The organism is Streptomyces vastus (genome assembly GCF_039532825.1).
Lineage (GTDB): Bacteria > Actinomycetota > Actinomycetes > Streptomycetales > Streptomycetaceae > Streptomyces > Streptomyces vastus.
The window spans coordinates 243,013-256,166 of the sequence record NZ_BAAASJ010000113.1; the positions used below are offsets into that span (position 1 = coordinate 243,013).

Below are 13,154 nucleotides of genomic sequence, written 5' to 3' on the forward strand. Positions count from 1 at the left end.
CCATCGCGTCGGTGAGGGTCGGGGTGACCGACGACGGCTCCGGAGTCCGGGACAGGATCAGCGGTGGTCGCTGCCCTTCGACGTGGACGCCGCGCGGCCGGCCTCCAGGCGGGCCACGGGGATCCGGAACGGCGAGCAGGATACGTAGTCCAGACCCACCTCGTGGAAGAAGTGGACCGACTCCGGGTCGCCGCCGTGCTCACCGCAGACGCCGAGTTTCAGGTCGGGGCGGGTGGCGCGGCCGGCCTCGGCGGCGAGCTTCACCAGGGAGCCGACGCCGTCCTTGTCGATCGTCTCGAACGGGGAGACGCCGAAGATGCCCTTCTCCAGGTAAGCCGTGAAGAAGGAGGCTTCCACGTCGTCGCGGCTGAAGCCCCACACGGTCTGGGTCAGGTCGTTCGTGCCGAAGCTGAAGAACTCGGCCGCCTCCGCGATCTGGCCCGCCGTCAGCGCGGCCCGCGGCAGTTCGATCATCGTGCCGATCGCCAGCTTCAGTTCCGTGCCCGTCGCCGCCTCGACCTCGGCGACGACCTGGTCGGCCTCCTCGCGGACGATCTCCAGCTCCTGGACCGTGCCGACCAGCGGGATCATGATCTCGGCCCTCGGGTCGCCCTTCGCCGACTTCCGCTCCGCCGCGGCCTCCGCGATCGCCCGTACCTGCATGGTGAACAGGCCGGGGATGACCAGGCCCAACCTCACACCCCTGAGCCCCAGCATCGGGTTCTGCTCGTGCAGGCGGTGCACCGCCTGGAGGAGGCGGAGTTCGTTCTCGTGGGGTTCCTGGCGGGACTCGGCCAGGGCGACCCGGACCGAGAGCTCTGTGATGTCGGGCAGGAACTCGTGCAGCGGCGGGTCGAGGAGACGGATCGTCACCGGCAGGCCGTCCATCGCCGAGAACAGCTCCACGAAGTCCTGCTTCTGGAGCGGGAGCAGTTCCTTCAGCGACTCCTCGCGCTCGGCCTCCGTGTCGGCCAGGATGAGGCGCTCGACCAGCTCACGACGGTCACCGAGGAACATGTGCTCCGTGCGGCACAGGCCGATGCCCTGCGCGCCGAAGCGACGGGCGCGCATCGCGTCCTCGGCGTTGTCCGCGTTGGCGCGCACCCGCAGGCGACGCTTGCGGTCGGCGAACGCCATGATCCGGTGTACGGCCTCGACCAGTTCGTCGGCGTCCTGGGCGCCCGCGTGCATCCGGCCCTCGAAGTACTCCACGACCGGGGACGGGACCACGGGCACCTCACCGAGGTACACCTTGCCGCTCGACCCGTCGATGGAGATGAGGTCGCCCTCCTCCACCACATGCCCGCCCGGCACCGTCATCCGGCGCCGCTTGGTGTCGACCTCGAGCTCCTCGGCACCGCACACACAGGTCTTGCCCATGCCGCGCGCCACCACAGCCGCGTGCGAGGTCTTGCCGCCGCGCGAGGTCAGGATGCCCTCCGCCGCGATCATGCCGTCCAGGTCGTCCGGGTTCGTCTCGCGGCGGACCAGGATCACCTTCTCGCCCGAACGCGACCACTTCACCGCCGTGTACGAGTCGAAGACCGCCTTGCCGACCGCCGCACCCGGCGACGCCGCGATGCCCCGGCCGACCGTCTCGACCTTCGTGTCCTCGTCGAAGCGCGGGAACATCAGCTGGGCCAACTGGGCGCCGTTGACGCGCTGAAGCGCCTCCGCCTCGTCGATCAGCCCCTGGTCCACCAGCTGGGTCGCGATGCGGAAGGCCGCGCCCGCCGTCCGCTTGCCGACGCGCGTCTGGAGCATCCACAACTGGCCGCGCTCGATGGTGAATTCGATGTCGCAGAGATCCTTGTAGTGGTTCTCCAGGGTCTCCATGATCTGCATCAGCTGGTCGTACGACTTCTTGTCGATCTTCTCCAGATCGGCGAGCGGGACCGTGTTGCGGATGCCGGCGACCACGTCCTCGCCCTGCGCGTTCTGCAGGTAGTCGCCGTACACGCCCTGGTGGCCGCTGGCGGGGTCGCGGGTGAAGGCGACGCCCGTGCCCGAGTCCGGGCCGAGGTTGCCGAAGACCATCGAGCAGACGTTGACGGCCGTGCCGAGGTCGTGCGGGATGCGCTCCTGGCGGCGGTAGAGCTTCGCGCGGTCGGTGTTCCAGGAGTCGAAGACCGCGTGGATGGCGAGGTCCATCTGCTCGCGCGGGTCCTGCGGGAAGTCGCGCCCGGCCTCGGTCTTGACGATCTTCTTGAACTTGGTGACGAGCTTCTTCAGGTCGGCCGCTTCCAGCTCGGTGTCGACCGTGACCTTCTTGGCCGCCTTCGCCGCCTCCAGCGCGTCCTCGAAGAGTTCGCCCTCGACGCCGAGGACGGTCTTGCCGAACATCTGGATGAGCCTGCGGTACGAGTCCCAGGCGAAGCGCTCGTCACCGGCCTGCTTGGCCAGGCCCTGGACCGACTTGTCGGAGAGCCCGATGTTCAGGACGGTGTCCATCATGCCCGGCATGGAGAACTTCGCCCCTGAACGGACTGATACGAGCAGGGGGTTATCGGCCTGCCCGAGCTTCTTGCCCATCTGCGCTTCGAGGGCGTCGAGGTGCGCAGTGACCTCGTCACGCAGTGCCGCGGGCTCCGTGCCGCTTTCGAGGTACGTCTTGCACGCCTCGGTGGTGATCGTGAAGCCCGGCGGGACGGGAAGGCCCAGGTTGGTCATCTCGGCGAGGTTCGCGCCCTTGCCGCCGAGAAGGTCCTTGAGGTCTTTGTTGCCCTCGGTGAAGTCGTAAACAAACTTCGCTCCGCCGACAACACCGTCGCCGCTACCAGTTACGTGGGGATCTTTGTTTTCCGACACGGATCTCGACTCCTCGAGGACGCGTTGGCTGCCCTGACGGCGAGGAACATACCCAGATCGAAGGTACCTCGGTACGTCCACTTGCGCGTCATGCGGCCGTAACCGCTCGTCCGCCAACAGATCGCAAGTCAAGACCTGGCAATGAGTCGGAGGTCGATGTTTTCACTTTCCGAACGAGTCGACGCCCGTAAACCCGCTAAAGCGCTCACATGAGCGGCACCCCGTACGTGTGAGTTCATACCGTGAACGATCAAGGGGTGGCACTGAGTGCCACCCCTTGGAGAAGTGCAATGGCCCAAGATCCGCTCATCTGAGCGCAACCCTTATCAAGGGTGGCAAGAATCACGCCGATTGGAGCGGCCGGATTTCACCATGCGGACGCGTACGCGGACCGTAATGCGGATGTCACACACCCATCGCCAGCAGTCGCCCCTCCGCCCGCTCGGGCGCATACAGGTGCTCCACCACCAGCAGCCCCGCCCCCACCAGGCCCGCCCGCTCCCCGAGCCGTGAGGTGACCACGTCCAGGTGAGCGGTGGAGCGGGGCAGGGCGCGCTGGTAGAGCAGCTCGCGCACGCCCGTGAGGAACGGAGTTCCGGCCAGATCTCCGGCGATCATCAGCACCCCGGGGTTGAGCAGCGTCACCACGGTCGCCAGTACGTCACCGACCAGCCGCCCGGCGTCCCGCGCGAGCGCCGCCGCCCCCGGATGCCCGGCGGTCAGCAGATCCCGCACATCTGAGCCGGAGGAAGCCGGCACCCCGGTCTCCGCGAGCCGCCGCGCCACGGCGCCGCCACTGGCGACGGCGGCGAGACACCCGTACGAACCGCACTTGCACAAGGCGTCGGCGCCCTCCGGGACCCGTATGTGCCCGATGTCCCCGGCACCCCCGTCTATGCCCCGGTAGATCGTGCCGCCGACGACGACGCCCGCACCGATGCCGGTGGAGACCTTGATCAGGACGAAGGCCGAGCAGTCCGGGTAGGCGGTGCGCTGTTCGCCGTACGCCATGAGGTTGGCGTCGTTGTCCACCAGCACGGGGACGGATTCGGCGTCCGTGTGCTCGGCGAAGGAGCGGGCCAGTCGGGCTCTTATGTCGTAGCCGTCCCAGCCGGGCATCATCGGCGGCTGGACGACGCGGCCGGTGTCGCTGTCGACCGGCCCCGGCACGGAGAGCCCGATCCCGCACACCTCCTGCGCCCGGTGTCCCGCCTTCTCCAGCAGCTCGCCGAACCAGCGGCCGAGTTCGCCGAGCACCAGGTCCGGGCCGTCCTCGATGAGCAGCGATCCCGTGTGCTCGGCCAGCAGCTCGCCACTGAGCGAGAGGACCGCGGTGCGCGCGTGCCGGGTGTCGAGGTCGGCAGCCAGGACGACGGCATGTGAGTCGTCGAACTCAAGTCGGACCGAGGGCCGGCCACCGAGCGGCGAGTCCACCGGGCCCGCGGCACCCTCGCGCAGCCAGCCCGCCCTGAAGAGCCGGTCGAGGCGCTGGCCCACCGTGGCCCGGGACAGGCCCGTGACCTGCTGCAAGGCACCGCGCGTGGTGGCCCGCCCGCTGCGCACCAGCGCCAGCAGCTCGCCGGCGCTCGCCTGGCCCGCCGCCCTTCCGGCCCTTCCTGCCATACCGGTCCTCCCGGCGTTCCCGGTCATGCACACCCTCTTGCGTTCCTCAACTCTGCATTACATATTGAGTTTTGCGTGTTAAATAGACGTAACCCTACGGTAGCTACAGCCGAACTGGCCGGACATACGTCTTCGTGGAGACCCGAGTGAACCGCTCGACCCAGCTCACCGCCCGCCGCACCGGACACCCGGAGCCCGTACGCACCCCGGCCTCACCCCCATTTTCCGGCCAGGGTGAGATCGGCCATTCCGGGACGGCCGTATACGATCCGGGCCCCGCCGTGCGCTCGCTGCACCTGAGGGCCGCCCGGGTGCTGCACGACAACTGGACCGGGACGTCCACGGTGCCCTCGCGCGGCCTGTATCCCCACCAGTGGTCCTGGGACTCGGCGTTCATCGCGATCGGGCTGCGCCATCTGTCGCCGCTCAGGGCGCAGGTCGAGTTGGAGACGCTCCTGGACGCGCAGTGGGGCGACGGCCGGATTCCGCACATCGTCTTCAATCCCTCCGTCCCGCTGGATGCGTACTTCCCGAGCCCCGACTTCTGGCGCTCCTCCACCGCGGGACGCGCCGCGGGCGCCCCGCGCACCGTACAGACGTCGGGCATCGTGCAGCCACCGGTTCACGCGCTCGCCGCCTGGCTGGTGCATGTCGCCGACCCTGGCCTGTCACGGGCCCGCGGCTTCCTGTCCCGCCTCTATCCGCAGCTCGCGGCCTGGCACCGCTATCTGCTGCACCGCCGGGACCTGGGCGGCGGGGGCCTGGCCTCCGTGGTCCACCCTTGGGAACAGGGCATGGACAACGCCCCGGCCTGGGACGCCCCGCTCAGTCGCGTCACGCCCGCCCCGCCCCGCACCTTCCGCCGCGCCGACCTGGACCACGGGGCCGCCTCGGACCGGCCGACGGATCTGGACTACGGGCGGTATGTGGCGCTGGCGAGCGACTACCGGGACCGTGGGTACAGGGATGGGCCGGGCGGGAGGCACGGGGCCGGAGAGGGCCGGTTCGCGGTCGAGGACCCGGCGTTCAACGCGCTTCTGATCGCCTCCGAGTACGCGCTGGCCCGGATCGCCCGCGAGCTGGGCGCCACGGCCACGGCACGCCGCGCACGGGCCGAGCGGCTGACGGCGGCGCTGGTGGAGCGGCTGTGGGAGCCGGCGGAGGGGATGTTCTTCTGCCGGGACGTACTGACCGGGGAGCTCATCCCCGAGCGCGGCGTGGCCGGACTCGTCCCGCTGCTCCTGCCCGCCCTGCCCCGTGACGTCGCCGACAGCCTCGTACGGACCCTGCGCGGCCCGCACTTCGGGCTCGGCGGCGCCACCCGGCTCGTACCGAGTTACGACCTGACCGGCGAGGCCTTCGATCCGCACCGGTACTGGCGAGGCCCGGCCTGGTTCAACACCAACTGGATGCTGGAGCGGGGCCTCAGGCTGCACGGGGAGCAGGCCCTCGCGGACGGCCTGCGCAGCGCGCTGCTCGACACGGCGGGCGCGTCGGGATTCGCGGAGTACGTGACCCCGTACAGCGGCGAGGCCTGCGGAGCGCCCGGCTTCAGCTGGACCGCCGCGCTGACGCTCGACCTGCTGCACGACCACGACCACCAGCACGAGCCGCCGGGCCCGGCACACAACACGGCACAGGGTGCGGTCCGCGCAGGCGAAGAGATCGGCAAGGGTGCCAAGGGAGGGAACCAGGTATGACGGAGCGGCAGCATCTGCTTGTGCACGGTGGGACGTTCGCGGCCGTGGGCGACGGCGGGGACATCAGCGGAGTGCGCGGCGGCGGCTCCCCGGACGGGCTGTTCGTACGAGACGCCCGGCATCTGAGCCGCTGGCAGCTGACCGTCGACGGCGCGGTGCCCGAGTTGCTGTCTCCGGTCGCGGACGGCGACGCGGCGCGCTGCGTTCTCGTACCACGCGGGGGCCGCCAGGAGCCGCCCGCGTACACGCTCTTCCGTGAACAGGCCGTCGCCGACGGCGCGTTCGTCGAGGCGCTGCGCGTCACCAGCAACCGCCCGGTGCCGACGACGGTCCGGATCGCGGTCACCGCGGACGCCGACTTCTCGGACCAGTTCGAGCTGCGCTCCGACCACCGTACGTACGCCAAGACCGGCGCCGTCCGCTCCCGCGAAATCCTGGACGACGGCGTGGAGTTCAGCTACCGGCGTGGCGAATGGCGTTCTTCTACGACGGTCACCGCCGAGCCCGCGCCTGACAGCGTCGAGGAGACGGGTACGGGCGCCCGTCGCCTGGTCTGGGCCCTCGACCTGGAACCGCACGGTTCCGAAGAGCTGACCCTGAGGGTCGCGGCCCGCCCGCACGGCACGCCGCACCCGGAGGTGCCGGCCTCCCCGTCCGCCGCGAACGAGCAACTCGGCGCGCTGGAGGACGAGTTCACCGAGGGCGTGCCCTTCCCGACGGGCTGGCCGGAGCTGGCCGCGGCCTGCGAGCGGGGCCTCGCCGACCTGGCCGTCCTCCAGGTTCCGGCAACGGGACCCGACGGAGAGGAACTTCGCGTCCCGGCGGCCGGAGTCCCCTGGTTCCTGACGCTGCTCGGCCGCGACGCGCTCCTCACCTCCCTCTTCGCGCTGCCCTACCGCCCCCAGCTCGCCGCCGCCACCCTGCCCGCGCTCGCGGCGGCCCAGGCGACCGCGACCGGCACCGGCGCGGTGGCCCAGCCGGGCAAGATCGTGCACGAGGTACGGCACGGGGAGCTGGCGCACTTCGGGCAGGTGCCGTACGGGTGTTACTACGGCTCGGTCGACGCCACGCCGCTGTTCCTCGTGCTGCTCGGCGCGTACGTCGAGCAGACCGGCGATGTCGCGACGGCCCGCCGCCTCGAGCCGCACGCCCGTGCGGCGATCGGCTGGATGCTGGACCACGGTGGCCTCACCTCACGCGGCTACCTCGTCTACCGCGCCGACGAGGGCGGTCTCGCCAACCAGAACTGGAAGGACTCCCCCGGCGCCATCTGCTCCGCCGACGGCAGCCGCGCCACCGGCCCGGTGATGGCCGCGGGTGCGCAGGGGTACGCGTACGACGCCCTGCGCCGCACCGCGCACCTGTCGCGCACAGTGTGGGAGGACGAGGTGTACGCGGCGCTGCTGGAGCAGGCGGCGGGCGACCTCCGTGACCGCTTCCAGCGGGACTTCTGGATGCCTGAACGCGCCTTCCCCGCGCTGGCGTTGGACGGTGACGGCAACCAGGTGGACGCGCTGGCCTCCGACGCCGGGCATCTGCTGTGGTCGGGGCTGTTGGACAAGGAGTACGGCGAGTTGGTGGGGCGGCGGCTGCTGGAGCCGGACTTCTTCTCCGGGTGGGGAGTGCGGACGGTGGCCTCCGGCCAGGCCGCATACCATCCGCTGTCGTATCACCGGGGGTCTGTGTGGCCGCATGACAACGCGTTGATCGCGTTGGGGTTGGCGCGGTATGGGTTGCATGACGAGGCTCGGGCGGTCGCCCATGCGCTGGTCGACGCGGCGACGGCTTCCGGGAGCCGGCTCCCGGAGGTCCTCGCGGGGTATGCCCGCGATGCCCATCGGGGGGAGCCGGTGCCTTATCCGCACGCGTGCGTGCGGGAGTCTCGGTCAGCTGCGGCTCCTTTGGCCTTGCTGACGGCTGTTGGGGGCGCCTAAGAGCTCGGGGCTGTCTGTCGGTTCGCGGGTGCGGGTCGTGTGTGGTTGGTCGCGCAGTTGCCCGCGCCCCTCAAAAACAGGAGCTGCGCCCCTGAAAGACCGGGGCGCAACCCTGTCTTTCAGTACGTGTTTCTGATCCCCGGACCTGAGTAGCCTTCAGTTCTACGCTGGCGTGGTGTCCAAGGGCACCGGGCGGGCCGGGGAGAGGAACTGTCGGGCTTGTGGCGATGTGACAGCTCGGATAAGCGGCGGAGCACCCTGGAACGTTGTAGGTACGCAGGGCAGGGCCCTGCCCGCCATCCACAACCGGCTGGCGCAGCGGAACCTGCTGCCCGGCGAGCACCTGGTCGACGGCGGATACACCTCGGTCGTGGAGCAGGACCAAGTGGACCGCAAGCACGGGATCACTCTCGTGGGACCGGTCCGGCAGAAACGCACCCGCCAGTCACGCAAGGGCAACGTCTTCGACCGTGACGCCTTCACCATCGACTGGGAGCGGCAGCACGTCGTATGCCCGCAGGGCAAGCTGAGCCGGCAGTGGACGACGCCCCCGGCGATCACTCCGTATGTCAACGTCAGGTTTTCCAAGGAGGACTGCGGCAAGTGCCCGGTCAAGTCCAGCTGCACCCGCAGCGAGCGACGGGCGTTGACCTTCCTGCCGCAGCAGCTCTACGAACGGCAGGCTGCCGCCCGGGCCGCACAAAAGACCGGCGAGTGGAAGGCGAACTACGCGATGCGTGCCAGCGTCGAGAGTACGGTCAACGAATTCGTCAACGGCCACGGCATGCGACAAGCCCGCTACCGGAGCCAGGCGAAGTCCCACGTCCAGCACGTCCTCACCGCCATCGCCGTCAACATCGAACGCGTCAACGCGGAGCTCACGGCCCCCGTGACAGAACGCCAGCCCCGAACACCCACCGCGCTCCAGAGCTTCCTCGACTGGCAGCGCATCCCAAGGCCATCCGCATGGCGCACGGCGGGGAAAACCTGACCGATCCGGAAGCCCGTCGGCTGAGCCGGCCCGACGCCCCTGCGCTGAACCAGGGGACGGCGGTCAGACATCACGGAGCCTGGCCTCCATGACCGCCTCCCATCTCCTGCGGGCTGTCGCCAGCTCGACGTCGTGACGCTACGCGCGGCGTTCGGGGTCCGCATGCGGACCTTCAGCAACGAGCTTGCACTGCGCGCACTGCACCCGGTCCGCCGCGCGAGGACACGCCGTCCGGTGATGGCAGCGCGGACACTCCGATTCCGCGTCCAGGTCCAGAACGTCCCGCCGCCAGATCTGTGACTCCCGTCAACAAAACATGCAGGTCACGAGCGCAGGCGCGGACCAGTCGATTTCATGGCGGTCCGCCGTCGCGGAGAAGGCACCAGAACTCGGGGTGCTGATCAAGTCGCAGCCCGAGCAGCAGAAGAACACCGTTTTTTCGAAGCCGATGGCCGAACCCTCCCCTCGCACCGAGGCCAGCCGTTCCATCATCCCGCCGGTCAGGGACGCCTTCTACGTCATCGGCAAGGGGATTCCACAGCTTCTGATTCAAGCCGTTCGGACAGCACGTTCCCGGAACGACGCACCGCCACCAAGGGCACCCGAGCACGCTCACTCAAGATCCCTGACAGCGTCATGCAGTAACCCTATGACTTTGTAGGTTGTTGTCGCTATTGGATCTTTCTACGCTCCCTTCGAGGGAAGGGCCGCCGGCCCTGAGACCACGTAGGTAGGGGGAACGTTGCGAAAGCGTTCAATTGCCGTTGTCAGTGCTGCTGCTGTGGCCACCATCTTGGGGAGCGGTACCGCTGCCCACGCGCATGCGGATGAATGGGACTGGCCTGCTTGCGGAGCCTCGAAGCTGAGGAACTGCGGGACGGCCTACATAAGCAGCAATCACCGCACGCTGACCGTGTGCGACGAGGAGCCCGACGGGCTCGGGTTCTGGGCGGAGTACAAGCGGTCGGACGGTAAGACCGGGACGATCAAGGACGGTAACGGGTCCGCAGCCGGGTGCGGGAAGGGGACGGCTCCGAGCGGAGTGACGGTCACGAAGGTGAGGCTCTACCAGAATGCTGGTGGGGGCACCGGATGGTACCTGGGGGACTGGCACACGACCTGATTTTGAACTTCATGCCGCATACGGCCTCACCCGCGATCGATTGGGGGGCCGTACGCGGCATGGCCCGTGTGGCGGGTGTCGAAAGGCCAACTCCTGGGTGAGATGCCGGTTTCCCGGCGCTCTGTGCCGGAGAGAGCGCCGGGTTGGGCTGGCGAACCCTGGGCAGCTGACCTTGGCAACTCCAAGATCCCCGACAGAGTCACCTACTCAGGGGCGCGGGGAACTGCGCGACCAGCCCCCACTCGCCCGCAGCCAACACTCAACCCCCGGACGTGTCCAACTCCGCGTCCTCACCGATCCCGGCACAGTCGTACGGGTCCTTCAGCCAACCGTCCGGCAGGACAACCCTGTTGTTGCCGGACGTGCGGCCACGAGGGCCGTCCGCGCCCGTCGGCCACGGCTGGTCCAAGTCCAACTCCTCGAGGCCGGAACGGAGTTCGGACAGGGATGACGTGATCGCCAAGCGCTTGCGCATCTCCGAGCCGACCGCGAAACCCTTCAGGTACCAGGCCACGTGCTTGCGGAAGTCGATGACTCCGCGAGTCTCGTCGCCGATCCACTCCCCGAGCAGGGTCGCGTGGCGGACCATGACCGTCGCCACCTCACGCAGGGCCGGACGGGCGTAATCGGCCGTACGGCCCTCGAACGCCGCCACCAGATCCGAGAACAACCACGGCCGACCGAGGCAACCCCGCCCGACCACCACGCCGTCACAACCAGTCACCCGCACCATCCGCAGCGCGTCGTCGGCCGACCAGATGTCGCCGTTGCCGAGGACGGGAATCTCCGGCACGTGCTCCTTGAGGCGGGCGATCGCGTCCCAGTCCGCCGTGCCTCCGTAGTGCTGCGCGGCCGTCCGGCCGTGGAGGGCGATCGCCGTCACGCCCTCCTCCACGGCGATCCGGCCCGCGTCCAGGTACGTGATGTGGTCGTCGTCGATGCCCTTGCGCATCTTCATCGTGACCGGCAGGTCCCCCGCGCCGCTCACCGCCTCGCGCAGGATCGCGCGCAGCAGGTTGCGCTTGTACGGGAGGGCCGAGCCGCCGCCCTTGCGCGTCACCTTCGGAACCGGGCAGCCGAAGTTGAGGTCGATGTGGTCGGCGAGGTCCTCCTCCGCGATCATGCGGACGGCCTTGCCGACGGTCGCCGGGTCGACCCCGTACAGCTGGATCGAGCGCGGAGTCTCCGAGGCGTCGAAGTGGATCAGCTGCATGGTCTTCTCATTGCGTTCGACCAGCGCCCGTGTCGTGATCATCTCGCTGACGAACAAGCCCTTGCCACCGGTGAACTCCCTGCACAGCGTGCGGAACGGCGCGTTCGTGATCCCGGCCATGGGGGCGAGGACGACGGGCGGCTGCACCGGGTGCGGGCCGATCGACAGCGTGGAGTTCAGGAGAGGTGTGGGCGTGGGCATGGCCCCATTGTCCCGTACGCCGACGAGCGCGAGCCACAGCCTTCGGCCGCGACCACGACGATGAACCCCGATCGTTAGTTAGGCGCACTACCGACATCGCGTACTCTGGAGAAATGCCCGAGCTCAGCCACCGCCGACGCATGCTGGTCCTCGCGATCTGCTGTATGAGCTTGCTGATCGTGAGCCTCGACAACACCGTGCTGAACGTCGCGCTGCCCTCGATGCAGCGCGAACTGCACGCGAGCACGTCCGGCCTCCAGTGGACGATCGACGCCTACACGCTGGTGCTCGCCTCGCTCTTGATGCTCGCGGGGTCGACGGCCGACCGTATCGGCCGCAAGCGGGTCTTCATGGCGGGCCTGGTCGTCTTCACGATCGGCTCGGTGCTGTGTTCCCTCGCGCCGAACCTCGAATCGCTCATCGCCTTCAGGATGGTGCAGGCGGTGGGAGGTTCGATGCTCAACCCGGTCGCGATGTCGATCATCACCAACACGTTCACGGACCCGCGCGAGCGCGCCCGGGCGATCGGGGTGTGGGGCGGTGTCGTCGGCATATCGATGGCGGCCGGCCCTCTGATCGGCGGCCTGCTCGTGGACTCGGTCGGCTGGCGCTCGATCTTCTGGATCAACCTCCCGGTGGGCCTGGCCGCACTCCTGCTCACCCTCCGGTACGTCCCCGAGTCCCGCGCCCCGAAGGCCCGCCGCCCCGACCCGGTCGGCCAGCTCCTGGTGATCGCGCTGCTCGGCTCCCTGACGTACGCGATCATCGAGGCCCCCCACTCGGGCGTCCCCACGGTCATCGCCTTCGGCGCCCTCGCCCTGGCCGCCCTGCTGAGCCTCCTGTGGTACGAGCCGCGCCGTGCCGAACCCCTCATCGATCTGCGCTTCTTCCGTTCGGCGCCGTTCAGCGGGGCCACGGTCGTGGCGATCAGCGCGTTCGCGGCGCTCGGCGGCTTCCTCTTCCTCTCGACGCTCTATCTGCAGAACGTACGCGGGCTCACCGCCCTGAGCGCGGGCCTGTGGATGCTCCCGATGGCGGCCCTGACCTTCGTGTCCGCCCCGTTGTCCGGCCGTCTGGTCGGCAGCCGCGGCCCTCGCCTCTCCCTCCTGGTCGCCGGGGTGGCGATGACCGCGAGCGGGGTGTTCTTCGCCGCCTTCGAGGCCGAGACGTCGAACGTGACGCTCGTCATCGGATACGTCCTCTTCGGCCTCGGCTTCGGCTTCGTCAACGCGCCCATCACCAACACCGCCGTCTCCGGAATGCCCCGCGCCCAGGCCGGTGTCGCCGCCGCGGTCGCCTCCACCAGCCGCCAGATCGGCCAGACCCTGGGCGTCGCCGTGATCGGCGCCGTACTGGCGGCGGGTGTGGGCTCGTCCCCGTACCGCGAGGTCTTCGTCTCGGCCGCCCACCCCGGCTGGTGGATCATCGCGGCCTGCGGCCTCTCGGTCCTGCTCGTCGGCGCCCTGACGAGCGGCCGCTGGGCCCGCCGCACGGCCGAACGCACGGCGGAGCGGCTGGAGTCGGCGGAGGTCAGGGAGCAGGCGGACGTACTGGCCTGAAG

At 69.4% G+C, this 13,154-nt stretch carries 8 protein-coding genes; 5 read left to right on the forward strand and 3 right to left on the reverse strand.

The window, feature by feature from the left end:
- Positions 1-57 precede the first annotated feature (57 nt).
- Together ppdK and ABD357_RS35960 are read right to left on the reverse strand one after the other, a co-directional pair.
- Entirely contained in the window at positions 58-2,808 is a 2,751-nt protein-coding gene (gene ppdK / locus ABD357_RS35955; RefSeq protein WP_344395455.1) for a pyruvate, phosphate dikinase, read from the reverse strand.
- A 405-nt stretch (positions 2,809-3,213) separates the two neighbouring features.
- Positions 3,214-4,431: an ROK family protein gene (locus ABD357_RS35960; RefSeq protein WP_344395456.1), complete on the reverse strand. Its 1,218-nt coding sequence runs from the start codon at positions 4,429-4,431 to the stop codon at positions 3,214-3,216.
- A gap of 146 nt (positions 4,432-4,577) precedes the next feature.
- Between ABD357_RS35960 and ABD357_RS35965 the strand changes: the two genes are divergently transcribed.
- The 4 genes from ABD357_RS35965 (at position 4,578) to ABD357_RS35980 (ending at position 10,179) form a co-directional block, all read left to right on the forward strand.
- Positions 4,578-6,131: an MGH1-like glycoside hydrolase domain-containing protein gene (locus ABD357_RS35965; protein ID WP_425585149.1), complete on the forward strand. Its 1,554-nt coding sequence runs from the start codon at positions 4,578-4,580 to the stop codon at positions 6,129-6,131.
- A complete protein-coding gene (locus ABD357_RS35970; protein WP_344395457.1) occupies positions 6,128-8,065 on the forward strand; it encodes an amylo-alpha-1,6-glucosidase in 1,938 nt (645 codons plus the stop codon). The genes ABD357_RS35965 and ABD357_RS35970 overlap by 4 nt, the downstream gene beginning before the upstream one ends.
- Before the next feature lie 229 nt (positions 8,066-8,294).
- On the forward strand, positions 8,295-9,056 hold the full coding sequence (locus ABD357_RS35975; RefSeq protein WP_344395458.1) for a transposase: 762 nt from the start codon (positions 8,295-8,297) through the stop codon (positions 9,054-9,056).
- 781 nt (positions 9,057-9,837) lie between these two features.
- Positions 9,838-10,179, forward strand: a complete 342-nt coding sequence (locus ABD357_RS35980) for a hypothetical protein (RefSeq protein ID WP_344395460.1) — start codon at positions 9,838-9,840, stop codon at positions 10,177-10,179.
- Positions 10,180-10,438: 259 nt separating this feature from the next.
- Here ABD357_RS35980 and dusB read toward each other — a convergent pair whose 3' ends face one another.
- Positions 10,439-11,593 carry a tRNA dihydrouridine synthase DusB gene (gene dusB, locus ABD357_RS35985; RefSeq protein WP_344395461.1) on the reverse strand — a complete coding sequence of 385 codons (1,155 nt, stop codon included), beginning with the start codon at positions 11,591-11,593 and terminating at the stop codon, positions 10,439-10,441.
- Between the two features lie 113 nt (positions 11,594-11,706).
- Here dusB and ABD357_RS35990 point away from each other — a divergent pair, with 113 nt between their 5' ends.
- Positions 11,707-13,152 (forward strand): MFS transporter, encoded by a 1,446-nt coding sequence (locus ABD357_RS35990; RefSeq protein ID WP_344395462.1) that lies wholly within the window; start codon positions 11,707-11,709, stop codon positions 13,150-13,152.
- The last annotated feature ends 2 nt before the right edge of the window (positions 13,153-13,154 follow it).

Coding starts and splice junctions, on each gene's coding strand:
- ABD357_RS35960 (WP_344395456.1), bottom strand. CDS start 4,431: ATGGCAGGAAGGGCCGGAAGGGCGGCGGGCCAGGCGAGCGCCGGCGAG.
- ABD357_RS35970 (WP_344395457.1), top strand. CDS start 6,128: ATGACGGAGCGGCAGCATCTGCTTGTGCACGGTGGGACGTTCGCGGCC.
- dusB (WP_344395461.1), bottom strand. CDS start 11,593: ATGCCCACGCCCACACCTCTCCTGAACTCCACGCTGTCGATCGGCCCG.
- ABD357_RS35990 (WP_344395462.1), top strand. CDS start 11,707: ATGCCCGAGCTCAGCCACCGCCGACGCATGCTGGTCCTCGCGATCTGC.